This window comes from Pseudomonas sp. VE 267-6A (genome assembly GCF_024126555.1).
Classification (GTDB): Bacteria; Pseudomonadota; Gammaproteobacteria; order Pseudomonadales; family Pseudomonadaceae; genus Aquipseudomonas; species Aquipseudomonas palmensis.
In genome coordinates, this window is the sequence record NZ_JAMYBY010000028.1 from 14,044 (window position 1) to 35,513 (window position 21,470).

At 67.2% G+C, this 21,470-nt stretch carries 22 protein-coding genes; 7 read left to right on the plus strand and 15 right to left on the minus strand.

What is annotated here, in order from left to right:
* Positions 1 to 34 precede the first annotated feature (34 nt).
* On the minus strand, positions 35 to 505 hold the full coding sequence (locus NJH59_RS24460) for a prepilin peptidase (RefSeq protein WP_043860939.1): 471 nt from the start codon (positions 503 to 505) through the stop codon (positions 35 to 37).
* A 75-nt stretch (positions 506 to 580) separates the two neighbouring features.
* Here NJH59_RS24460 and NJH59_RS24465 point away from each other — a divergent pair, with 75 nt between their 5' ends.
* Entirely contained in the window at positions 581 to 1,024 is a 444-nt protein-coding gene (locus tag NJH59_RS24465; RefSeq protein WP_043860940.1) for a TadE/TadG family type IV pilus assembly protein, read from the plus strand.
* A complete protein-coding gene (locus tag NJH59_RS24470) occupies positions 1,021 to 3,696 on the plus strand; it encodes an ATP-binding protein (protein WP_253087416.1) in 2,676 nt (891 codons plus the stop codon). The genes NJH59_RS24465 and NJH59_RS24470 overlap by 4 nt, the downstream gene beginning before the upstream one ends.
* Here NJH59_RS24470 and NJH59_RS24475 read toward each other — a convergent pair.
* From NJH59_RS24475 to NJH59_RS24515, 9 genes are all read right to left on the minus strand, one after another.
* A complete protein-coding gene (locus NJH59_RS24475; RefSeq protein ID WP_253087417.1) occupies positions 3,681 to 5,630 on the minus strand; it encodes a pilus assembly protein TadG-related protein in 1,950 nt (649 codons plus the stop codon). The genes NJH59_RS24470 and NJH59_RS24475 overlap by 16 nt on opposite strands.
* Positions 5,631 to 5,735: 105 nt before the next feature.
* Complete coding sequence (locus tag NJH59_RS24480) at positions 5,736 to 6,305, minus strand: DUF4136 domain-containing protein (RefSeq protein WP_123753268.1); 570 nt, start codon at positions 6,303 to 6,305, stop codon at positions 5,736 to 5,738.
* Positions 6,306 to 6,324: 19 nt separating this feature from the next.
* On the minus strand, positions 6,325 to 6,954 hold the full coding sequence (locus tag NJH59_RS24485; RefSeq protein WP_043860943.1) for a DUF4136 domain-containing protein: 630 nt from the start codon (positions 6,952 to 6,954) through the stop codon (positions 6,325 to 6,327).
* A 30-nt stretch (positions 6,955 to 6,984) separates the two neighbouring features.
* Entirely contained in the window at positions 6,985 to 7,734 is a 750-nt protein-coding gene (locus tag NJH59_RS24490) for a methyltransferase domain-containing protein (RefSeq protein ID WP_100632880.1), read from the minus strand.
* Positions 7,731 to 8,036 (minus strand): MazG-like family protein, encoded by a 306-nt coding sequence (locus tag NJH59_RS24495; RefSeq protein ID WP_043860945.1) that lies wholly within the window; start codon positions 8,034 to 8,036, stop codon positions 7,731 to 7,733. The genes NJH59_RS24490 and NJH59_RS24495 overlap by 4 nt, the downstream gene beginning before the upstream one ends.
* Before the next feature lie 122 nt (positions 8,037 to 8,158).
* Complete coding sequence (locus NJH59_RS24500; RefSeq protein ID WP_104572955.1) at positions 8,159 to 8,749, minus strand: LysE family translocator; 591 nt, start codon at positions 8,747 to 8,749, stop codon at positions 8,159 to 8,161.
* 49 nt (positions 8,750 to 8,798) lie between these two features.
* Positions 8,799 to 9,632, minus strand: coding sequence for an AraC family transcriptional regulator (locus NJH59_RS24505; RefSeq protein ID WP_043860947.1), 834 nt, complete (start codon positions 9,630 to 9,632; stop codon positions 8,799 to 8,801).
* 40 nt (positions 9,633 to 9,672) lie between these two features.
* Positions 9,673 to 10,545, minus strand: a complete 873-nt coding sequence (locus tag NJH59_RS24510) for a MaoC/PaaZ C-terminal domain-containing protein (RefSeq protein WP_058540782.1) — start codon at positions 10,543 to 10,545, stop codon at positions 9,673 to 9,675.
* 2 nt (positions 10,546 to 10,547) lie between these two features.
* Positions 10,548 to 11,900, minus strand: a complete 1,353-nt coding sequence (locus NJH59_RS24515) for a 3-oxoacyl-ACP reductase (RefSeq protein WP_058540781.1) — start codon at positions 11,898 to 11,900, stop codon at positions 10,548 to 10,550.
* A gap of 124 nt (positions 11,901 to 12,024) precedes the next feature.
* On the opposite strand from NJH59_RS24515, the gene NJH59_RS24520 reads away from it, so the two are divergent.
* A complete protein-coding gene (locus NJH59_RS24520) occupies positions 12,025 to 13,302 on the plus strand; it encodes an acetyl-CoA C-acetyltransferase (protein ID WP_043860950.1) in 1,278 nt (425 codons plus the stop codon).
* On the opposite strand, the gene NJH59_RS24525 is transcribed toward NJH59_RS24520, so the two are convergent.
* On the minus strand, positions 13,289 to 14,305 hold the full coding sequence (locus NJH59_RS24525; RefSeq protein ID WP_253087418.1) for a bile acid:sodium symporter family protein: 1,017 nt from the start codon (positions 14,303 to 14,305) through the stop codon (positions 13,289 to 13,291). The genes NJH59_RS24520 and NJH59_RS24525 overlap by 14 nt on opposite strands.
* Positions 14,306 to 14,390: 85 nt before the next feature.
* On the opposite strand from NJH59_RS24525, the gene NJH59_RS24530 reads away from it, so the two are divergent.
* Positions 14,391 to 15,182 carry a helix-turn-helix domain-containing protein gene (locus NJH59_RS24530; RefSeq protein WP_210014670.1) on the plus strand — a complete coding sequence of 264 codons (792 nt, stop codon included), beginning with the start codon at positions 14,391 to 14,393 and terminating at the stop codon, positions 15,180 to 15,182.
* Between the two features lie 192 nt (positions 15,183 to 15,374).
* Positions 15,375 to 16,268 carry a PA4780 family RIO1-like protein kinase gene (locus NJH59_RS24535; RefSeq protein ID WP_043860953.1) on the plus strand — a complete coding sequence of 298 codons (894 nt, stop codon included), beginning with the start codon at positions 15,375 to 15,377 and terminating at the stop codon, positions 16,266 to 16,268.
* Positions 16,269 to 16,272: 4 nt separating this feature from the next.
* Here NJH59_RS24535 and cueR read toward each other — a convergent pair whose 3' ends face one another.
* Genes cueR through NJH59_RS24550 form a run of 3 tightly spaced genes read right to left on the minus strand, consistent with a single transcriptional unit; the run spans position 16,273 to position 19,514 of the window.
* Positions 16,273 to 16,674 carry a Cu(I)-responsive transcriptional regulator gene (gene cueR, locus NJH59_RS24540; RefSeq protein WP_043860954.1) on the minus strand — a complete coding sequence of 134 codons (402 nt, stop codon included), beginning with the start codon at positions 16,672 to 16,674 and terminating at the stop codon, positions 16,273 to 16,275.
* Positions 16,671 to 19,073 carry a heavy metal translocating P-type ATPase gene (locus NJH59_RS24545; protein WP_253087419.1) on the minus strand — a complete coding sequence of 801 codons (2,403 nt, stop codon included), beginning with the start codon at positions 19,071 to 19,073 and terminating at the stop codon, positions 16,671 to 16,673. Before NJH59_RS24545 ends, cueR begins: the two co-directional genes overlap by 4 nt.
* 54 nt (positions 19,074 to 19,127) lie before the next feature.
* Positions 19,128 to 19,514, minus strand: a complete 387-nt coding sequence (locus tag NJH59_RS24550; protein ID WP_054916634.1) for a hypothetical protein — start codon at positions 19,512 to 19,514, stop codon at positions 19,128 to 19,130.
* A 136-nt stretch (positions 19,515 to 19,650) separates the two neighbouring features.
* Between NJH59_RS24550 and NJH59_RS24555 the strand changes: the two genes are divergently transcribed.
* Both NJH59_RS24555 and NJH59_RS24560 read left to right on the plus strand, forming a co-directional pair.
* On the plus strand, positions 19,651 to 19,851 hold the full coding sequence (locus NJH59_RS24555; protein ID WP_043860957.1) for a heavy-metal-associated domain-containing protein: 201 nt from the start codon (positions 19,651 to 19,653) through the stop codon (positions 19,849 to 19,851).
* Between the two features lie 252 nt (positions 19,852 to 20,103).
* On the plus strand, positions 20,104 to 21,285 hold the full coding sequence (locus tag NJH59_RS24560; protein WP_054916633.1) for a multidrug effflux MFS transporter: 1,182 nt from the start codon (positions 20,104 to 20,106) through the stop codon (positions 21,283 to 21,285).
* Here NJH59_RS24560 and NJH59_RS24565 read toward each other — a convergent pair.
* Entirely contained in the window at positions 21,269 to 21,433 is a 165-nt protein-coding gene (locus NJH59_RS24565) for a sensor domain-containing protein (protein ID WP_116052671.1), read from the minus strand. The two genes, NJH59_RS24560 and NJH59_RS24565, sit on opposite strands and share 17 nt — an antisense overlap.
* Positions 21,434 to 21,470: the final 37 nt, after the last annotated feature.

Consider the following 21,470-nt stretch of genomic DNA (forward strand, 5'->3'; position numbering starts at 1 on the left):
AACGTATGTACAGCAGGTTAGACGGGTTGTTCGATCAATGGATCCATACCGCAGCCAATAAAAAACCGGCCAGCACGAAGGGGGCGAAGGGCTGTTTTTTTGACGCTTCTTCGATCACCTGCCTGAAGCGTTGCTTAACCTTCTGACTCAGAAGGGACCACAGCCAGCGGCGGCTGAGCAACCAGATCACCACCGCCACCCCGGCACCGATGAAGGTGCCCAGCAGGTACATCCGATCAGTGGCAAGCGCCAACGCACCCAGCAGTTTCACATCGGCGGCGCCCAGGCGCCCGAGCATGTAGCCGGGCAGGGTCAGCAGCATCACGATCAGCAGCGCCCAGCCGCCCTCGCTGGCATCGGCGCCGATCCAGGTGTGCCCGGTGATGAAGAGATAGGCCAGGGCGCAGGCTGCGGCGCCAAGGGTCAAGGTGTTGTTGATCTGCCTTTCTCGGGCATCCTGTTCGGCACACAATGCGAGCCACAGCAGCAGGACGATGCTTTGCATAGGCGAAATGCCATCCCTTGGTCGTGATTGATTCTATGCTTGATTGCGGGTGTCATTGTCAGGGTAGACGCGATCATGAAAGCAGGCCTTGCAAGACGGCAAAAAGGTGCGGCGGCGATCGAATTCGCCGCCGTGTTCGTGGTGTTCTTCGCGGTGTTCTACGGGGTGGTCAGCTACGCCCTGCCACTGCTGATGCTGCAGTCGTTCCACCAGGCCAGCAGCGAGGCGGTGCGTCGCTGCATGGCGCTGGACCCGACCAGCGCCACCTACCGCACCGATGTGCCGGCACTGGCCCGCGAGGTACTGGCCCAGCAGTTGGCGTGGATGCCGGGAACGCTGAAGTTCCAGCCCGGCACCGACGCGGTCGTGACCCTGAGCAACACCAACCTGCTGACCGTGCGCATCAACTACGCCAAGGCCCGGCTCACGACGGTGCTGCCGGTGCTCGACCTGCCGGTGGTGGGCGAGGTGCCACGCCTGCCGGCAACCCTTGGCGCCACCGCGAGCCTTCAGCTTTGAGCGGTGGCCACGGCCTGTTCGATCGCTGGCGCGGGCGCCCGGCCGCCGCGGTGGCCGCACCGCAGGCCCCGGTACCGGCGGCGGTGGGCCTGCAGCTGTGGCTCGATGACAAGGGCCGCGTGCTGCGTCTGGGCGGCCCGCTGCGCAGTGCCCTGGCGCTGCCCGCGCAGACTGCTGCGCGGGTGCAGGACTACGTGCAGGCGCACAGCCTGCTGGTGCTCGAAGGCGACCCCGCCGACTGGCAGGCACAACCGCTGGACCTGGACTTCAGAACCGCCAATGGCAGCACCCTGCACACCCGCGGCTGGTTGCTGGCCCAGGGCGAGGACTGGCTGTTGCAGTTATTCGATGTGGGCGATCTGCTGCAGCAGCGTCAGCAGGGCCAGGATGCCCGGCGCCAGCAGCAACTGGCCCGCCAGGTCGGCGCAGCACTGCGCGATTGCAGCCTGGAGCGCCTGCCCCAGGTGGCCGCCGAGCAGTTGCAGCGCCTGGCCTGGCACTGGCGCATGGGCTGGGCGGCGCTGCTGCTGCGCACCCCTGGCGGCTGGCACACCTTCGCGCGGGACGCATCGAGCGTGCCCTGGGCCGACGATGCACGCCTGAGCGCGGTACTCGACCACCTGCCGTCGGGGCGCGTGCTGTGCAGCGCCGAGTTTCCGGCCTTGCAGGTGCTCTGCCCGACTCACCCGCTGTATGTGGTGGGCCATGCGCAGCAGCATCAGGCCCAGGCCTGGCTGCTGTGCGCGGACGAGGGCGGGCATGCCCGGCCCGAGGCGGCCCCCCTGCTGCTCGATGCCATGGCCGAGCCGCTGCTGGCGCGCCTGGCGGGCGACCGGCTGCAGGCCAGCCAGCAGCGCCTGAACAATGTACAGGGGTTGCTCGGTGCGGGCTGGTGGGAGTGGTCGCTGCGCGAGCCCTACCTGCACCTGGCACCGGGGCTGGCGGCCAGTTTCGGCGTGAGTGCGCAACTGGCGCTGCCGGCCTGGTGGGCGCTGCTGCACCCGGCCGACCGGGAGGCGGCGCAACTGGCGTTCGAGGCGCTGCAGCGCGAGGGCTGCAGTCTGCAACTGTGCGTGCGCCTGCAGGCCGCGTCGCTGCGCTGGTACCGCATCTGTGGCGATGTGCACGGGCAGGGGCAGCAGCGACGTCTGCAGGGTTTCATGCTCGACATCAGCGATATCAAGGCCCAGGAGCAGCAGGCCAGTGCCGCGCACGCACGGCTGGACAACCTGATCGCCAGCTCGCCGGCAGTGATCTATATCCAGCGCTATGACGCCGGCGCGCTGCAGGCCGAATTCTTCAGTGCCAGCCTGCAGCCGCTGCTTGGCTGGACGCCCGCTGCCGACCTGCAACCGGCGCACTGGGTACACCCCGACGACCAGGCGCTGTGGCTGCAACGTACCCGCGACCTGCTGCGCCAGGGCCAGGTGCGCAGCCGCTACCGCCTGCGCGATGCGCAGGGCATCTACCACTGGGTGCTGGATGAAGCGCGCCTGCTGCGTGACGACCTGGGCCTGCCGGTGGAAGCCGTGGGTATCTGGCTCGACGTGACCGAGGCGACCCTGGCCGCCGAGCGGGTGCGCGAGAGCGAGGAACGTTACCGGGTGCTGGTGGAGGACTCACCGGCGATGATCTGCCGCTACCGGCCCGACCTGACTGTGTTGTTCGGCAACCGCCCGCTGGCCGACTACCTGGAGTGCCTACCTGACCAGTTGCCCGGGAGCGACCTGGGGCAGTGGATGTCGCCGGCCCAGCGCGAGGCGTTCGTGCAGCGCCTGGCCGGCCTGACCCCGCAGCAGCCGGTGAGCAGTGCCGAAATCTGCCTGGAGCTGCCGGGGCGCGAACATGCCTGGTGGGTGTGGTCCGACCGCGGCCTGTTCGATGAGCAGGGCCGTCTGCTGGAGGTACAGGCGGTGGGGCGCGACAACACGGCGCTGCGGCGCAGCCAGCAGCAGCTGTTGCAGAGCGCGAAGATGGCCACCCTGGGCGAAATGGCCACCGGTCTCGCCCACGAGATCAATCAGCCGTTGAACGTGATGCGCATGGCGGTGGTCAACGCGCTCAAGCGCCTGGAGAACGGCGACGTGCAGGTGGAATACCTGCAGGACAAGCTCAGGCGCATCGATGCGCAGGTGCTGCGGGCCTCGAAGGTGGTGGACCACATGCGCGTGTTCGGGCGGCGTTCGGAGGTCGAACAGCAACTGTTCGAGCCCTGGCAGGCGGTTGAGGGTGCCGTGTCGTTGCTGGCCGACGGCCTGGCTGGCAAGGGCGTGGCGCTGAACCTGGGCCCGGCGCTGAGCGGCTGCCATGTGCGCGGCCATGCCGATCAGCTGGAGCAGGTGCTGATCAACCTGGTGGTGAATGCCCGCGACGCCTTGCTGGGCCGGCGTGAGGCCGACCCGCAGTTGCGCCCCTGGATCGCGGTGGAGGCCGAGCCGGTGGCGGGTGGGGTGCGCCTGCAGGTGCGCGACAATGCCGGCGGCATCGACCCGCGGCTGCTGGAGCGGATTTTCGAGCCGTTCTTCACCACCAAGCCCAGCGGCGTGGGTACCGGGCTGGGCCTGTCGGTGAGTGGCGGGATCATCGAGGGCATGGGCGGGTTGCTCAGCGCACACAATGGCGCCGAGGGCGCGTGTTTCGTGATCGAGCTGCCGGTTCAGAGCATCAGCTGAGCGCGGTTGCCGTCACAGGTGAGGTTGGCACCGACCTCGACGTTCACCAGGTCCAGCCCCAGTGCCTCGAGCAGTGTGTTGACCAGCGGGTCGACCAACTTGCCGAGCAGGTTTCTGATCACTGGCTGCAGCAGCGCCTTGACGTCATCGAGCAGGTTGCCGGCCACCACCAGCACGTTGCCGAGCAGGTTGCCGTTGAGCGGGCGGTACACCTGCAGCTCGATGCCATTGATGGTGTTGTTCAGGCTCTGCACGATATCGCTGGCCGAGGTGGCCATGTAGGCCGGTGGCAGGTCGATGTCCGGTGGTGCGCTGGCGTTGCGAAACAGCAGGTCGGTGGCAGGCCCGGTGGAGTTGCTGCCCAGCAGCGGCGCATTGACCTTGAGCCCTACGCCACCGCCAGCGAAGGCGGTGCGCGCGCCGCAGGTGGACGGCAGTATCAGGAAGCGCGTGCAGTATTTGCTGCCGATGTCGATCAGCGGCAGCGGCGAGATGGCGGTGTTGCCCGTGCTGAAAAAGGCCTGGGGATCGCTGAACATGCCCACCGAAACGTTGAGCGCCGAACTGCGGGTGCTGGCGGTCAGGGTCTTGTCCGGCTTGCAGCTGTAGCGGGTGACCTGGCTGCTGGCGCTGGCGACTTCCAGGCCGATGTCCAGGTGTACCACCCCAGGCAGCAAACGGACGTCGCTGACCTTGCACGGGATCGCCAGCAGGCAGAACACCGACTCCAGCGTGGCCACCAGATTGAGGCTGAGCAGGTTGCTGACCACGTTGGTCAGCGGTTCGGCCAGGTCGAGCACGGCGTTGAGCAGGCCGGTGATGCTGTTGAGCAGCGGCAGCTCCAGGCTGACCAGCGCACGGACCTGAGCGGTGTGCACCTTGATGGTGTCGTACTGCGGGTTGCCCACGGCGGAGATCTGTTCGGGTTCTATGACCTTGAGGCGCAGGTTGGCCTTGACCAGCGGCGGGATGTTGAGCGGCACCTCGGCGGTGGCCGCAGTGTTCTTGTTGGCCAGCATCACCGAGGCCTTGAGCAGTTGCAGCAGTTGCATCTGGGCATCCAGGCCGGACTGGACCGCGCCGTTCTGGATATCGAGGATATCGCCCAGCTTGATCAGCGGGTTGTTGCCGGCACCGAGTACCAGCTTGCCGAGGTCAGTCACCACCTGGGCCGCCGCGCCGCCGCGCCGGGCGAGGTCGACGGCGACATCGAGCAGGTCGGTCAGGTGCAGCTGTTTGCCCATCAGTTCATCGTAATTGCCCACCTGCACCCCGGCCTTGATGGCCAGGGCATCGAGAAAACTCAGCAGGTCGACGTTGACATCGGCGATGCCCTGCCAGCTCAACACATCGAGTTTGACGTTGCCGCCAAGTGCGCTGAACAGGGCGTTGAGCATATCGGCCTTGCGCGTGTCGATGGTCAGCAGGGTGCTCTTGAGACGCAGCATCGCCTGCGGTGGCTTGGGCAGCGAGGCCACCGCACTGGCGTGCAGGGTGATGGTGGCCGGCACGGCGCCGCCGCTCAGCAGGGCCTGTACACCGGCGGCAATGCTGGTGGCCACGGCGCTGCTGGCACTGACCCGGATCGCTTCGCTCTTGCTCGGGTTGACGGTATAGGTGCGCCGGCTGCCGGCACCGGTCTGCAAGGTGCCGCAGGTGGTGGCCAGGGTATGCTTGGCGCCGGGCGCGAAGCCGTTGCGTGCGGCGCTGGCCTGGGCCACGGTCGCCGCCTGCGGGCCGCTGCCGGTGCACACCGCACTTTGCCCAGCCGCTTCGAGGGCGGCCATGTCGACCACCCGCTGCAGCGAACGCTGTTCCAGATAGAGCCGCCCGCTATCGATCACCAACAGGGCGAACACCAGCGCCAGGGCCAGTGTCAGGGCGGCCATCAGGCCGATCGCGCCACGCTGCCGGGTTGGGAATCGGGTAGCCACGAGCACTCCTTTGCCGGCACCAGGCCGTGCGCGAACGCATGCGTCAAAGAAGTGTAGTCAAGATAATGGCCAGTCGCCTTGAGGTGGCGACCGGCCATCGCCGGCTCAGTGGGGCGGGTAGTTGGCCAGTACCTTGGCCACGGTATTCTGGATCGCGGTGTTGCGCTCGGTGGGGCCGGGCGGGTAGTTGTTCATGATCTGCTCGGCGCTGCCGCGCCATACCAGCTTGCCGTCGCGGCTGTCGAACAGGTCGACCTGGATGGTGGCGACCTTGTAGTCGACGCTGCGGGTCTCGTTGTAGGCCGGGCCGCCCCAGTAGCCACCCCAGTAACCGCCCCAGGCACCGCCGTAGTTGGTGGTGATCTGCTGCTGGCGGTTTTCGACGATCAGGTAGGTCTGCACCTTGAGGTCACCCCTGGCGTTGCCCTGGGCCGGGCGCAGGCCACGCTGGTCGAGCTGTTCGCTGACGGCCTGACGGATGCGCTGCTCGGTGAGGTCGCTCTTGATTCGCGGGTCGTCCGGGCGATATTGCAGGGCCGGCTCCTGCCAGCTCCAGCTGCGGTAGGCCGCAAAGTCGCGGCTGGCATCGAAGTCCTGGGTGACGTTGTTGCTCTGGCAGGCGCCGAGCAGCGCCAGCAGAGCGAACAGGGGGAGTAGAGCGAGACGGCGCAGCATGATGATTCTCCGGTTGCCTTCAGCTTGGGGGGTAGCCATCCAGGGCCTTGTGCACGGCATCGCGCAGGGCGCGGGCGCGCTCGCTCGGTGAGCCCTGGCTGGTGGTTTCTGCGCTGGCGCTCCAGACCGGCTGGCCGCTGCCGGCATCGAACAGGTCCAGGCGCACCACCATCACGTCGACCTGGTAGGTGCGTATGATCGGCACGCTGCCATACACACCATAGCCGTTGCGATAGCCGCCGTAGCGGTTGTAGCCGATGCCCCCGTAGCCGTAGTCGTCATAGGGGTAGTAATCGTCGCGCACCTGGCGCAGGCGCCGTTCCATGCGCAGGTCGGCACTGACCAGCAGGTCGCTGCGGGTGTTGCGCGCAGGCCGCAGGCCGCGCTGGTCGAGGGCGGCGCTGACTGCGTCGGCAAGCTCGGCCGGGTCGCTGGAGGCGCTGCCGGCCGGGAGCTGGCCGTTGCGCCATGACCAGCTGCGGTAACGGCCATAGTCACGGGCTGGTGCCGGGTAGGCGCTGGCGTCGAAGGTGGTGGCCGCCTGGGGCGGGGCCGGCGGCAGCGGTCGGGAGCTGGCCACATACGGGTTGCTGCCCTGGCAGGCGGCCAGGGCCAGGCACAGCAGGCCCAGGATCAAACGGTACGGCATGGCAGTCTCCCGGCAGACACGGCTCGGTACTCAGCGTGGGTGGCACATCCAGTGCAGGTAGCGGCCCAGGCCGGCGAAGGCCGGGTGGCGGCGGTGCGCCAGTTCCATTTCGAGCAGGTCGAGCAGTTCTGCCTTGGCCTGGAACTCGACGGGCATGTAGTCGTGGAACACCCGTACACCGCTCTCGCTGTGTATATCCCACAGACCTTCAAGGTGCGCCCGGAGTTCGCGCGGATCAAGTGGTTTTTGCGGGGTCAGGCTCTGCTTTTCACCGGCCAGGCTGGCCCCGCGCAGTTTGCGGAAATGGCCCTTGAGCAGGTTGCGGTACACCAGTGCGTCGCGGTTGTAGAAGGCCAGCGACAGCAGGCCGTCGGTGCGGGTGAGCTGGTGCAGCACCGGCAGGATGGTCTCGGGTTCGGCCAGCCATTCGAGCACGGCGTGGCACAGCACCAGGTCGTAGGGTTCGGTGAGCTGGCCAAGCAGTTCCTGCCAGGGCGCCTGGATGAAAGTGGCTGGCTGGCCGGCGGCGGCGAAGCGTTCGCGGGCGCCCTCGAGCATCGGCGCGGCGGGTTCGGCCAGGGTCACCTGGTGGCCACGCTCGGCCAGCCACAGGGCCATGTGGCCCAGGCCCGCGCCGATGTCGAGCACGCGCAGGGGGCGGTCGGGCAGGGCTTCGGCGAGGTCGGCCTGGAGCACCGCGAGGCGGATGGCGCCCTTGGCGCCGCCGTAGATCTTTTCGGCGAAGCGGGTCGCCAGGGCGTCGAAGTGGCGGTCTTTCATCGGGCGAAGCGCCGTTCGCTGTCGGCCAGCTTGCTGCGCACCACCTGGTCCATGTCCAGGCCCAGTTCGCTGCACAGCAGCAACAGGTAGAGCACCACGTCGCCGACTTCCTGGCCGGCGTGTTCGAGCTGCTCGGGGGACAGCTGGCGCGACTGGTCCTCGCTGAGCCACTGGAAGATCTCCACCAGCTCGGCCATTTCCACGCTGGCGGCCATGGCCAGGTTCTTGGGGCTGTGGAAGCCGCGCCAGTCGTTGTTGTCGCGGATGGTGTGCAGGCGGGTGGTGAGTTCTTGCAGGTTCATGGGTGGGGGCTCTCCTCGTGCGGCGTAGCTTAGCGCGGGTCGGCGGGTTTTTCAGGGGATTGTGCTGGCCTGTTCGCCGGCAACGCCGGCTCCTGCAAGCCCTGTGTCAGGTGCATGGGGCCTCACTGCCAGAGGCTGGCCCAGGCCGACACCAGCAACAGCAGCGCCAGCCCCTGATTGACCCGGCGCAGCACCACCGGCGAACCGCTCAGGCGCCGCGCCCCGCTGCCGAGCAAGGCCCAGCCACCCAGGCACGGCAGCGCGATCACGAAGAACACCAGGCTCAGGTGCGTCACCTGCAGCAGGCGGTCGCTGGCTGCGGCATCGATGAACACGCTGGCCACCGCCAGCGCCATCATCCACGTCTTGGGGTTGATCACCTGCAGCGCCGCCGCGCCCCACAGGCCGAGCCTTGCCGACGTCGCGCCCGATTGCTGCACCTGCACTGGGCTGCGAAAGATCTTCCAGGCCAGCCAGGTCAGCCAGGCCACGCCCAGCCCGTTGAGCAGCGGCTGCACTGCCGGGGCCCGGAACAGTGCCTCGCCCATGCCACTGCCCACCAGCCAGACGATCAGCGCGGCCCCTGCACCGGCCCCCAGGATGATTGGCAATGCAGCGCGCAGGCCATGGCTGGCGCTGTTGCTCAGTACCAGGAAATTGGTCGGCCCGGGGGTGATGGACGCAACGAAGGCAAACAGCATGAAGGCCAGCATGGGCAGGCTCCTTGGTAGAGGGGCTTGCATGCTCGCGTGTTGGCGCGCGTCAGTCTGGAAGCTTTGTGCAGCGCCTGCGGTACTGTGCCGGGGTCATGCCATAGGCGCGCAGGAACCAGCGCCCCAGGTGGCTCTGGTCGGCAAAGCCCAGCGCTGGCGCCACCTGTGCCGGGCTCGACCCTGCCGCCAGCAGCCGGCGTGCATGGGCCAGGCGCAGTTGCACCAGGTAGGCGTGGGGCGCCAGGCCGAACGCGGCCTTGAAGGCGCGGCTCAGGCGAAAGCGGTCGATGTTGCAAGCTGCGGCCAGTTGCTCGAGGCCGATGTCGTGGTGCAGGTGTGCATGCAGATAGTCGCGCGCCCTTTGCGCCACCAGCGGCAGGCGCGGGTCGGGGTCGAGCCGGCGGCGCCATTGCAGATGCCCGCTCAGGTGCTCCAGCAACTGGTCCAGCGCCGCCTGGCGCACCATGCGCAGCTCCGGTTCGTGCAGCGACTGGAAGGCGCACGCGGTGGCCGCTGCCAGGCGCGGGTCGCTGGCCAGGGTGTGGGCAAAACCGGGTTGGCTGGCGGGCGGGGCATGCTCGGTAAAGCCGCGCAGCTCGCGCTCCAGCCATTGCGGGTCGAGGTAGAGCATGCGGTAGGTGAAGCCCTCGGGGCTGGGCGCATCGCCGTCGTGCAACTCGCCGGGTTCGAGCAGAAACACCTTGCCCGGTGTGCTCTGGTGGCGGGCGCGGCGACAGGTGAACTGCTGGACGCCCTGTTCGGTCACGCCCACCAGGTAGCTGTCGTGCCAGTGCGGATCATAGGCATGCCCGCGAAAATGCGCGCGCAGGGTCTCGATGCCGGTATCGGGCTCCTGGCGCAGGTCTATCCAGTTGCTGTTCATCGTGTGCTACCGGCAAAGAAAACCGTTATCGCCCGGTCCGTCAGGCAGGTCTAGAAGATTCGTGCAGCGTGTGCCAACTGCCGGTCATGTGCACCAGGTCGCCGTGGCCTACCAGGCGGAACTGGCCGTCGGGTGCGACTGCGCTGCCCTCCAGCACCACTTCGCTGGGCAGGCGCACGGGCTTGTGAAAGGCCACATCCACCTCGTAGCCGCTGAGCGGCAGGTGCCCGCGCAGCGCGGCCAGCGCCATGGCCTTGCTCCACATGCCATGGGCGATGGCCTGGGGAAACCCGAACAGGCGAGCGCTGAGCGCACTCAGGTGGATGGGGTTGTAGTCGCCGCAGACCTTGGCGTAGCGCCGGCCGATGTCGCTGTCGGCATACCAGCGGGTCAGCTCGCCCAGAGGCAGCGATTCAGGGGTGTCGACGGCGGGTGGTTCGCCTTCGAGCTTGACGCCGCGACACAGCATGCGGCTGCGCTCGTGCCAGAGCAGCCCCAGGCTGTCTTCGGCTTCGGTCATCAGGTCGAAGGTCGCGCCCTTGGCGTGGGGCTGCAGGTTGTCGACGAACACGCTGAAGCGCAGCGTGCCGATGCCACCCAGCGGGCGCACCACGCGGATGCGGTTGTTCAGGTGCACAAGGCCCAGCAGCGGGAACGGGAAGTCGTCGGCGGTCAGCAGTTGCAGTTGCAGGGCGAACGCCATCACATGGGGGAAGGTCGGCGGCAGGTGGCTGTCGTCGCCGAAGTGGCAGAGCTTGCGGTAGGCCTGCAGGCGCTGTGGATTCACGCCGATGGCGCAGTGCAGGCCGCTGGCGGGCAGGCTGTCGCCGGTGATGCTGCGCTTGCGCGCAGCCTTCAGGTACAGCCCGCTCAGCCCTTGCGTGCGGTGCAGATCGTGCCAGTGTCGGTCCATGCTCATGCCCCCATCACGGCCTGGCCGCATACGCGCAGCACCTGGCCGTTGACCGCGCCACTGCCGGGCTGTCCCAGCCAGGCCACGGCTTCGGCAACGTCCTGCGGCAGGCCGCCCTGGCCCAGGGAGCTCATGCGTCGCCCGGCTTCGCGCAGGGCGAAGGGGATGGCCGCCGTCATGCGTGTTTCGATGAAGCCGGGGGCCACCGCATTGATGCTGGCACCCCGCTTGGCCAGCAGCGGCGCCCAGGCCTGGGCCAGGCCGATCAGGCCGGCCTTGCTGGCGGCATAGTTGGCCTGCCCGCGGTTGCCGGCGATACCGCTGATCGAGGCCAGCAGCACGATGCGTGCGTTGTCGTGCAGCGCGCCGCCGTCGAGCAGCGCCTGGGTCAGCACCTGGGGGGCCTTGAGGTTGACCGCGAGCACGGCGTCCCAGTATTCGGGGGTCATGTTGGCCAGGGTCTTGTCGCGGGTGATGCCGGCGTTGTGCACGACGATGTCGATGCCCTCGGGGAGCGCTTCGAGCAGGTGCGCCGATGCATCGCTGGCGCAGATGTCCAGCGCCACGCTGCGCCCACCCAGGCGCGCGGCCAGGGCGTCGAGGTCGGCCTTGGCCTGGGGCACGTCGAGCAGCACCACCTCGGCGCCGTCACGGGCCAGGGTTTCGGCAATGGCGGCGCCGATGCCGCGGGCCGCACCGGTGACCAGCGCCTTGCGCCCGGCCAGCGGGCGCGACCAGTCCTGTACCTGGGTGGCGCAGGCGGTCAGGCGCAGCACCTGGCCGCTGATGAAGGCGCTCTTGGGCGAGAGGAAGAAGCGCAGCGCGCCTTCGAGCTGGTCCTGCGCGGCCGGGTCCACATACAGCAGTTGCAGGGTGGCGCCGTTGCGCAGTTCCTTGGCCAGCGAACGGCTGAAACCTTCCAGGGCCCGCTGCGCCACGCTGGCCAGCGGGTCGTCCAGCGATTCGGGCGCGCGCCCCAGGATCACGATGTGCGCACTGGCAGCCAGGCTGCGCAGCAGCGGCTGGAAGAACTCGCGCAGTTGCTTGAGCTGGTCGCTGTCGGTCAGGTGGCTGGCGTCGAACACCACGGCCTTGAGCTTGGGCCCCAGGCCCGCGACCCAGGCCGGCAGTTCGAGGCTTTCATCGGCATAGCTGTAGACCTCGTCGGTCAGGCGCCTGGCAAAGGCGGCCACGTTCGTCACCAGCGGCCCGCCGCCGAGCAGCAGGGCGCCTTCGACCGGGCGCAGCCTGCCGGCTTCCCAGCGCTCCAGGCGGGCGGGGGTGGGCAGGCCGACGGCACCGGCCACGCGCCGACCGAATGAAGAGTTGGCGAAGTCGATATAGCGGTCGCTCATGTGAACGTCTCCCGGAAATTAAGCACCAAAGTGTGGACCATGTTTCGCCTTCGGTCGTTCGACTGGCGAAAAAACACCTACGCTATAGCGGGTCTATCCCGTCTCGGAATAAGGAAGTCTGTGCATGCGCGCTTTACGTCGGGTCGCGATCATCGGCGGCAATCGAATCCCGTTCGCCCGCTCCAACGGGCCCTACGCCACGGCCAGCAACCAGGCGATGCTGACTGCGGCAATCGAAGGGCTGGTGGAGCGTTTCGGCCTGCATGGCCTGCAACTGGGCGAAGTGGCGGCGGGCGCGGTGCTCAAGCACTCGCGCGACATGAACCTGACCCGCGAATGCGTGCTGGGCTCGCGGCTGTCGCCGCAGACCCCGGCCTATGACCTGCAGCAGGCCTGCGCCACGGGGCTGGAAACCGCGCTGATGGTGGCCAACAAGATCGCCCTGGGGCAGATCGACAGCGGCATTGCCGGCGGTGTGGACACCACCTCCGATGCGCCGATTGCGGTCAACGAGGGGCTGCGCAAGTTGCTGCTGCAGGCCAATCGGGCCAAGACCACGGGCGACAAGCTCAAGGTGTTCCTGCAACTGAGGCCCTGGCACCTCAAGCCCGAGCTGCCGCGCAATGGCGAGCCGCGTACCGGGCTGTCGATGGGCGAGCACTGCGAGCTGATGGCGCAGACCTGGCAGATAGGGCGTGCCGAGCAGGACGAGCTGGCCTTGCGCAGCCACCAGAACCTGGCCCGGGCGTTTGCCGAAGGCTGGCAGGATGACCTGCTCACGCCCTTTCTGGGCCTGACCCGCGATCACAACCTGCGCCCGGACCTGACCCTGGAGAAACTTGCCAGCCTCAAGCCGGTGTTCGAGCGCAGCGCCAAGGGCACGCTGACGGCGGGCAACTCCACGCCACTGACCGATGGCGCTTCGGTGGTACTGCTGGCCAGCGAAGAGTGGGCGCGCGAGCGCGGCCTGCCGATCAAGGCGTATTTTCTCGATGGTCAGAATGCTGCGGTGGATTTCGTCAAAGGCCAGGAGGGGCTGCTGATGGCGCCGGCCTATGCGGTACCTCGACTGCTGGAGCGCAACGGCCTGACCCTGCAGGACTTCGACTTCTACGAGATCCACGAAGCCTTCGCCGCCCAGGTGCTGTGCACGCTGAAGGCCTGGGAAGACGCCGACTACTGCCAGAGCCGGCTGGGCTTGAGCGAGCCGTTGGGCGCCATCGACCGCGACAGGCTCAACGTCAAGGGCAGTTCGCTGGCTGCAGGGCACCCGTTCGCTGCCACCGGCGGGCGCATTCTGGCCAACCTGGCCAAGCTGCTGGACGAGGCCGGCCAGGGCCGCGGGCTGATTTCGATCTGCGCCGCGGGCGGGCAGGGCGTGACCGCGATCATCGAGCGCTGACCAGCGGCGCCTCCTTGGCCAGGGGCGCCGGGCGGTTGGCGTAGTGTTCGGCCATGATCGAGCACACGATCAACTGCAGCGGGTGATAGATCATGATCGGCAGCAGAATCAGCCCCAGCCCGGGATGGGCGCCGAAGATCAATGCGGCCATCGGTGCGCCGGCGGCCAGGGATTTCTTGCTGGCGCAGAACACTGCGGCGATCTCGTCGGCCGGGCTGAACCTGAGCAGCCGCGCGCTGCGGGTGGTCAGCCACAGGATCAGCGCCAGCAGCAACGCGCTGCCCAGAACGGCGGTGAGCAGTACCGAGCCACCCTGCTGCTGCCACAGCCCCGAGATCATCGAGTTGCAGAACGCCGCGTACACCAGTAGCAGGATCACCACCTTGTCCATCACGTTGGTGTAGCGCTTGTGGCGGGCAAAGAAGCGGCCCAGCCACGGGCGCAGCAACTGTCCCAGCACCAGCGGCAGCAGGAGCATGGCGCACAGGTCGAGCAGGGTGGCGCCCAGGTCGATGCCATCGCTGCCGTTGCCCACCACCAGGCTCACCAGCCACGGGGTCAGGAAGATGCCCAGCACGCTGGAGAGGCTGGCGTTGAGGATCGCGGCGGGCACGTTGCCGCCGGCGCTGCCGGTCAGCGCCACCGACGAGGAGATGGTCGAGGGCAGGGCGCACAGGTACAGAAAGCCCAGCATCAGCAGCGCCGGCACATGGCTGCCCAGCACGCTGTTGCCCAGCCACCACAGCAGCGGGAACACCACGAAGGTGAAGCCCTGCACCATCAGGTGCAGGCGCCAGTTCTTCAGGCCATGGCGGATCTGTTCGCTGGACAGGTTGATGCCGTGCAGGAAGAACACCACGAACACGCCGATGTTGATCACGTATTCGGCGTGCATCGAGCCGCCGCTGGCACCGAAGTGCGGGAACAGCCAGGCGAGGAAGGTGGCGAGAAACATGCCGCACAGAAACCAGTCGGTTACCAATCGCTTGAGGTGAGCTTGCATAGGCGGGCCTGCGAATCATCTTGTAATAACGAAGCGGCAGGCTAACCTGTGGCCATTCTTCCGTCTCGCGACACAAGGCCAAGCGATGCCGAGTAACGGACAAAATCTGCTGCCACGCCCAATCCCGCTGCTCGATGCCCTGCCGCGGCCACTGTATGCGCGTGCCGAAAGCCTGGGGGCCGGCTCGTGGACGCCGCGTCATCGACACGACTGGATACAGTTTTCCTATGCGATCAGCGGGGTGCTGGGGGTGTACACCGCCGAGGGCAGTTTTTTTGCACCGCCGCAGTGGGGCGTGTGGATACCGGCCGGGGTGGAGCATGAGGTGATTACCTCGACCCGCGCCGAAATGCGCAGCCTGTATGTGCGTCAGGCCGATGCAGCGTGGGCCGGGCCGCGCTGCCGGGTGCTGGAGGTGACGCCGCTGGCCCGTGAGCTGATCAAGCAGTTCTGCCTGTTCCCGGTGGATTACGCCGAAGGCGAGAGCCCCGAGGCCCATCTGGTGCAGGTGCTGCTGGAGCAGTTGCAGGGGCTGCCGGAGGTGGGTTTTTCGTTGCCGCTGCCGCAGCACCCGCGCCTGCTCGAGGTGTGCAATGCATTGTTGGCGCACCCGGAGCAGGACGCCGGCCTGGCCTACTGGGCCGAGCGCCTGGGGCGTTCGCAGAAGACCCTGATGCGGTTGTTTCAGCGCGAGACGGGGCTGAGCTTTCGCGCCTGGCGCCAGCGCATGCGCCTGCTGTCGTCGCTGCAGGCGCTGGAGCAGGGGCAGAGCGTGACCCAGGCGGCGCTGGGTTGCGGCTATGAGTCGACGTCGGCGTTCATCGTGGCGTTCAAGGGCTTGTTCGGGGCAACGCCGGGGGAACTGTTCAGGCAGTGAGTGTCTGCCATGTCCGGGAAGCCAGGGGGCACTCGGTGCAGGCGGGATTAAATTATTTGGACATTATCGGGTCCACTTCCTTTGAGGGCCTTGTTGTATCGTGAGCGCGCATCTGGCTCATGGCTGTGAGACGATGGCCGGCAACCCGTGATACCCGTGTGTTTGGCAAAACAGGACCCAGAACAAAAGCCGATGAAGACTCCAAAACGCATAGAACCACTGATAGAAGACGGGCTGGTCGATGAAGTCATCCGACCCCTGATGAGTGGCAAGGAAGCCGCGGTGTACGTGGTGCGGTGCGGTACCGAGCTGCGCTGCGCCAAGGTCTACAAAGAGGCCAACAAGCGCAGCTTCCGTCAGGCCGCCGAATACCAGGAGGGCCGCAAGGTGCGCAACAGCCGCCAGGCGCGGGCCATGGCCAAGGGCTCCAAGTATGGGCGCAAAGAGGCCGAGGAGGCCTGGCAGAATGCCGAGGTGGCAGCCCTGTTTCGCCTGGCCAGTGCCGGCGTGCGGGTACCCAAGCCGTTCGATTTTCTCGATGGCGTGCTGTTGATGGAGCTGGTGTCCGATGCCCATGGCGATGCGGCGCCACGCCTGAACGACGTGCACCTGGAGGCCGATCAGGCCCGCGAGTACCACGACTTCGTGATCCGCCAGATCGTGCTGATGCTGTGCACCGGCCTGGTGCATGGCGACCTGTCGGAATTCAACGTGCTGCTCGGCCCTGACGGCCCGGTGATCATCGACCTGCCCCAGGCGGTGGATGCGGCCGGCAACAACCATGCGTTCAGCATGCTCGAGCGCGATGTGGGGAATATGGCAGGGTACTTCGGCCAGTTTGCCCCGGAGCTCAAGGCCACCCGCTACGCCAAGGAAATGTGGGCGTTGTACGAGGCCGGCGAGCTGACTCCGGAAAGCCCGCTGAGCGGGCAGTTCGCGGAGGACGAGCACAGCGCCGATGTCGACGGGGTGATGCGCGAGATCGAAGCGGCACGCCTGGACGAGGCGCGCCGGCAGGCTGCACGCGCCGAGGCGGAGAACGGCCCGGCCAAGGCCGAGGAACCGCCACCGCCGTGGATGCAGTAACGCGCTAGTGACAGCAGCTGCCGGCTGCCAGGTCCTTGAGGATCGGGCAGTCGGGGCGATCGTCCCCCTGGCAGTGGGCGACCAGCTCGCTCAGCGTATCGCGCAGGCTCACCAGCTCGTCGATGCGCCGGTTCAGGTCGGCGATATGCTCGTTGGCCAGGGCTTTCACGTCGGCGCTGGCGCGCTGGCGGTCCTGCCACAAGGTCAGCAGTTTGGCCACTTCCTCCAATGAAAACCCCAGGTCTCGCGAGCGCTTGATGAATGCCAGCGCGTGCAGGTCGTCCTGCTGGTAGAGGCGGTAGCCACTGTCGCTGCGCGAGGCCGGCTTGAGCAGGCCGATGGACTCGTAGTAGCGGATCATCTTGGCGCTCAGGCCGGTACGTTTGGCGGCTTGTCCGATGTTCATGGGGCATCGTCCTTTGGCGGCGTTTGCGGTTTCCAGGTTTTGAGCAGCAAGGCGTTGCTGACCACGCTGACGCTCGACAGGGCCATGGCCGCACCGGCCAGCACCGGGTTGAGCAGGCCGAAGGCCGCCAGCGGAATACCGATCAGGTTATAGATGAAGGCCCAGAACAGGTTCTGGCGGATCTTGGCGTAGGTCTTGCGGCTGATCTCCAGGGCGGCCGGTACCAGGCGCGGGTCGCCGCGCATCAGGGTGATGCCGGCGGCCTGCATGGCCACATCGGTGCCGCCACCCATGGCGATGCCGATGTCGGCGGCGGCCAGGGCCGGCGCGTCGTTGATGCCGTCACCCACCATCGCTACCACACCCGATTTCTTCAGTTCGAGAACAGTGGCGGCCTTGTCGGCCGGCAGCACCTCGGCGTACACGTCATTGATGCCAAGGGCCTGGGCCACCACCTTGGCGCTACCGCGGTTGTCGCCGGTCAGCAGGTGGCTGCTGATGCCCTGTTGGCTCAGCTGGCGTACGGCGGCGTCTGCGCCAGGCTTGAGGCTGTCGCCGAAGGCGAACAGGCCCAGCACCCGTGGTTGCGCACCGCGCTCGATCAGCCACGACAAGGTGCGCCCCTCGGCCTCCCAGGCCTGGGCGCTGGTGGCGAGTTCACCCGGTTGCAGGCCGCTTTCTTCCAGCAGGCGACGGTTGCCCAGGGCCAGGTCGCGGCCATTGAGGTGGCCGGCGATGCCGCGGCCGGTCAGCGATTGGCTGTCGTCGATGTCGGGTACGGTCAGGCCCTGCTCCTGGCAGGCATCCAGTACCGCCTTGGCCAGCGGGTGTTCGCTGCCGCGTTGCAGGGCGCCGGCCAGTTGCAGCAGTTCGCCTGCCTCGATGTCCTGGGCCTTGCTGTGAACGATGCGCGGGCTGCCGGAAGTGAGGGTGCCGGTCTTGTCGAACACCACGCGGTTGACAGCATGGGCACGCTCCAGCGCTTCGGCGTCCTTGATCAGGATGCCGTGGCGCGCGGCCACGCCGGTACCGGCCATGATCGCGGTGGGTGTGGCCAGGCCCAGAGCACAGGGGCAGGCGATGACCAGCACGGCCACGGCATTGATCAGCGCGGTTTCGATTGGCGCGCCGGCCAGCCACCAGCCGACCAGGGTTGCCAGGGCCAGCACCAGCACGGCTGGCACGAACACCTGGCTGACCCGGTCGACCAGTTTCTGGATGGGGGCCTTGGCGGCCTGGGCGTCTTCGACCAGGCGGATGATGCGCGCCAGCACGGTTTCAGTACCCAGGGCCAGCACACTTACCAGCAGGCGGCCTTCGCCGTTGATGGCGCCGCCGGTCACGCGGTCGCCCGGCTGCTTGGGCACGGGCAGGCTTTCGCCGCTGATCAGGGCTTCGTCGGCATGGCTCTGGCCCTCGATCACCTCACCGTCCACCGGGAAGCGTTCGCCGGGCAGCACGCGTACCAGGTCATGCAGGCGCAGGGCGCTGATGGGTACGTCCCGCTCCTGGCCGTCGATCACCTGCAGGGCGCGCTCAGGGCGCAGAGCTTCGAGGGCGCGGATGGCACTGGCGGTCTGGCGCTTGGCGCGGCTTTCCAGGTACTTGCCCAGCAGCACCAGGGCGATGACCACCGCCGAGGCTTCGAAATACAGGTGCGGCATGCTGCCTGCGGTGGCCCGCGCCCATTCGTACAGGCTCAGGCCGTAACCGGCGCTGGTGCCCAGGGCTACCAGCAGGTCCATGTTGCCGGCCCCGGCGCGTACCGCCTTCCAGGCCGCGACATAGAAGCGTGCACCCAGGATGAACTGCACGGGGGTGGCCAGTACGAACTGTGCCCAAGCCGGCAGCATCCAGTGGATGCCGAAGGGCTGCAGCAGCATCGGCAGCACCAGCGGCATGGCCAGCAGTATGGCCAGGCCGACCGACCAGCGCTCCTTGCGCAGGCGTCGCTCGGCGTCGGCCTGGTCGGCCTTGCCCGCTTGCGGCAGGCTGGCCGTGTAACCTGCCTGGGTCACCGCGTCGATCAGCAGCGCGCTGTCGACCTGCCCCAGCAGCTCGATGTGCGCGCGCTCGTTGGCCAGGTTGACGCTGACCCGCTGTACGCCGGGCACCTTGTTCAAGGCCCGCTCCACGCGCCCGGCACAGCTGGCGCAGGTCATGCCGCCAATCTGCAGTTCGAGGCTCTGGGCGGGCACGCTGTAACCGGCCTGGCTGACGGCGTCGACCAGTGCCGGCAGGGCGTCAGCAGGGGCTTGCACCCGGGCGTGTTCGGTGGCGAGGTTGACGCTGACGTGTTCGGCGCCGGCGACTTTGCGCAGGGCGCGCTCGACACGACCGGCGCAGCTGGCGCAGGTCATGCCTTGAATCGGCAGATCGAAGGTGGTTGATGCGGACATGGGGCTCTCCTCCTTGGACAGGCGCCAAGCATCAACCTTACCCCATTGGCAAGGTCAATAGCCCAGAGCGGCCTTCTTCAGGCTGAGGCCATTGTTGTCCATGACGATGCGGTACTTGTTGACCTGGCCCGCCAGTACGTTGATTCGCGTGCTGCGCTGGTTCTCGATGCCGTTGTTGCAGCCCGGTGCCTGCCCGGGAAGCAGGCGCAGGCGCACGTTCACCGGGCCGCCCGGCAGGTTGAACGAGGTGGAGTGTTCCTGGAACAGTCGCGCCGACAGCTGGTCGTTGAGATAGATGCCGATCTCGCAGGACGTGGCGACCTCCAGACGCTCGCGGGAAATGATCAACACGCTGTAGTCCGACGGCCCTTCGGCGCTGGCCAGGGGCACGATGCTGCACAACCCGAGCAAACCGATAAGGCCCAATGCTGCCCTGCCCATGAATGAATCTCCTGCTGATCGTTCGACAAGGGCGCAGCTTGGCCGAGCTTGGCGCGGATTTCCAGTTCGGCATGCACTTGACCTTGCCCCGATGGCAAGCTTGAGACTGCGCTCAAATCCCAAGGAGGTAGTTCCCATGCAAGTATTCACTGTTCAAGGCATGACCTGTGGCCACTGTGTGAAGGCCGTGACCCGTGCGGTACAGAGCCAGGATGCACAGGCCATCGTAGAGGTGGACCTGGCCAGCAAGCAGGTGCGCGTCGACAGTTCGCTGCAGGCGCCGCAGATCGTGCAGGCGATTGTCGATGAGGGTTACAAGGCCGAGCTTGTGGCCTGAACAAGCCGGTAGCCGCTTCGCCTGTAGGAGCCAGCCTTGCTGGCGAACCGGCGCGAAGCGGCTACCGACCCTGCATGGGCGGTGTGTCTGCTGCACTGTGCATTCCGGTGTGCGAGCGCTGCGCGCTCGATCCCCGGCAAGGCCGGCTCCAACAAGGGGCGCACGTGCCAGCGAATTCGGCAAAAGATTCGCGGCTTATCCATGGCAGCCCGGTTAGACTAAGGCACTTGCTTAGCCTGCTATGGATTCCCGATGAACCTGCGCACCATCCTGATCCTCGGCGCACTCAGTGCGTTCGGGCCGTTGGCGATCGATTTCTACTTGCCCGGCTTCCCGGCAATGGCCCTGGCCTTTGCGACCGACGAAAAACACATCCAGACCACCCTGGCGGCCTATTTCCTGGGCCTGTCGCTGGGGCAGCTGGCCTATGGCCCGGTGGCCGACCGCTTCGGTCGACGCATTCCGCTGCTGGTCGGGGTGACCCTGTTTACCCTGGCGTCGCTGGCCTGTGCCTTTGCACCGAGCCTGGACGCCCTGATCGCCGCGCGTTTTGTACAGGCCCTGGGTGGTTGCGCAGGCATGGTGCTGTCGCGGGCCATCGTCAGCGACAAGTGTGATGCAGTGGCTTCGGCCAAGGTGTTCTCGCAACTGATGCTGGTGATGGGCCTGGCGCCGATCCTTGCCCCGATGCTGGGCGGGGTGCTGGTCAACCTGTATGGCTGGCAGTCGATCTTCCTCGTGCTCACCCTGTTCAGCGCCGGCTGTACGCTGGCTGTTGCCCTGGGCCTGCCGGAGAGCCTGCCTTCCAACCAACCACGCCAGCCGCTGTCGGGGGCGTTGCGCCAATACGGGCGCCTGCTCAAGGACCGCGTGTTCATGGGGCATGCACTGACCGGCGGCATCGCGATTGCCGGCATGTTCGCCTATATCGCCGGGTCGCCCTTCGTGTTCATCAAGCTTTATGGCGTACCGGCCGAACATTACGGCTGGCTGTTCGGCAGCAATGCGGCGGGCTTCATCCTGGTGGCGCAGGTGAATGCGCGATTGCTGGCCAAGCGTGGGCCTGCCTTTTTGCTGGCCCGCACGGTGTGGGTATACCTGGCGGCCGGGCTGGTGCTGCTGGGAATCAGCGCGCTGCATACGCAGGCGCTGTGGCCGTTGCTGGTGCCGCTGTTCGTGTGCATTGCCAGCCTTGGCTGCATCATCCCCAACGCCTCGGCCTGCGCCATGAGCGGGCAGGGTGCCCGCGCCGGCAGTGCCTCGGCGTTGCTGGGGTGCGTGCAGTTCAGCGTGGCGGCGGGTGCGGCTGCCCTGGTGGGAGTGCTGCATGACGGCAGCGCGCTGCCGATGGCGCTGGTCATCAGCCTGTGCGGTGCGGCGGCGGTGGGCGTGGCTATGTTGACCCGACGCCTGCAGCTCAGCCGACCTGCTTGAGCGGGTGCGGGGCCCGCAAGCGTTGTTGCAGGGTGTCGACAAAGGCGCGAGCCTCGGCCTCGCTGCGAAAGCTGACCACATGCTGGTCGAGCTGAACCTGCCACGGGCACCCGGGTTTGCGGGCTGATGCACTGACGATAATCTTCATCGCTGCCTACCTGTGTGGTTGGGTAAATGCAGCAGCA

Excerpts from the sequence above, each read along its gene's own strand:
- NJH59_RS24485 (WP_043860943.1), bottom strand. The coding sequence starts at position 6,954 with ATGCCGTACCGTTTGATCCTGGGCCTGCTGTGCCTGGCCCTGGCCGCC.
- NJH59_RS24565 (WP_116052671.1), bottom strand. The coding sequence starts at position 21,433 with ATGAAGATTATCGTCAGTGCATCAGCCCGCAAACCCGGGTGCCCGTGG.
- NJH59_RS24560 (WP_054916633.1), top strand. The coding sequence starts at position 20,104 with ATGAACCTGCGCACCATCCTGATCCTCGGCGCACTCAGTGCGTTCGGG.
- NJH59_RS24505 (WP_043860947.1), bottom strand. The coding sequence starts at position 9,632 with ATGAACAGCAACTGGATAGACCTGCGCCAGGAGCCCGATACCGGCATC.
- NJH59_RS24520 (WP_043860950.1), top strand. The coding sequence starts at position 12,025 with ATGCGCGCTTTACGTCGGGTCGCGATCATCGGCGGCAATCGAATCCCG.
- NJH59_RS24460 (WP_043860939.1), bottom strand. The coding sequence starts at position 505 with ATGCAAAGCATCGTCCTGCTGCTGTGGCTCGCATTGTGTGCCGAACAG.
- NJH59_RS24500 (WP_104572955.1), bottom strand. The coding sequence starts at position 8,749 with ATGCTGGCCTTCATGCTGTTTGCCTTCGTTGCGTCCATCACCCCCGGG.
- NJH59_RS24545 (WP_253087419.1), bottom strand. The coding sequence starts at position 19,073 with ATGTCCGCATCAACCACCTTCGATCTGCCGATTCAAGGCATGACCTGC.
- NJH59_RS24490 (WP_100632880.1), bottom strand. The coding sequence starts at position 7,734 with ATGAAAGACCGCCACTTCGACGCCCTGGCGACCCGCTTCGCCGAAAAG.
- NJH59_RS24515 (WP_058540781.1), bottom strand. The coding sequence starts at position 11,900 with ATGAGCGACCGCTATATCGACTTCGCCAACTCTTCATTCGGTCGGCGC.
- NJH59_RS24555 (WP_043860957.1), top strand. The coding sequence starts at position 19,651 with ATGCAAGTATTCACTGTTCAAGGCATGACCTGTGGCCACTGTGTGAAG.
- NJH59_RS24480 (WP_123753268.1), bottom strand. The coding sequence starts at position 6,305 with ATGCTGCGCCGTCTCGCTCTACTCCCCCTGTTCGCTCTGCTGGCGCTG.
- NJH59_RS24530 (WP_210014670.1), top strand. The coding sequence starts at position 14,391 with ATGCCGAGTAACGGACAAAATCTGCTGCCACGCCCAATCCCGCTGCTC.
- NJH59_RS24495 (WP_043860945.1), bottom strand. The coding sequence starts at position 8,036 with ATGAACCTGCAAGAACTCACCACCCGCCTGCACACCATCCGCGACAAC.
- NJH59_RS24550 (WP_054916634.1), bottom strand. The coding sequence starts at position 19,514 with ATGGGCAGGGCAGCATTGGGCCTTATCGGTTTGCTCGGGTTGTGCAGC.
- NJH59_RS24510 (WP_058540782.1), bottom strand. The coding sequence starts at position 10,545 with ATGGACCGACACTGGCACGATCTGCACCGCACGCAAGGGCTGAGCGGG.
- cueR (WP_043860954.1), bottom strand. The coding sequence starts at position 16,674 with ATGAACATCGGACAAGCCGCCAAACGTACCGGCCTGAGCGCCAAGATG.
- NJH59_RS24525 (WP_253087418.1), bottom strand. The coding sequence starts at position 14,305 with ATGCAAGCTCACCTCAAGCGATTGGTAACCGACTGGTTTCTGTGCGGC.
- NJH59_RS24465 (WP_043860940.1), top strand. The coding sequence starts at position 581 with ATGAAAGCAGGCCTTGCAAGACGGCAAAAAGGTGCGGCGGCGATCGAA.
- NJH59_RS24535 (WP_043860953.1), top strand. The coding sequence starts at position 15,375 with ATGAAGACTCCAAAACGCATAGAACCACTGATAGAAGACGGGCTGGTC.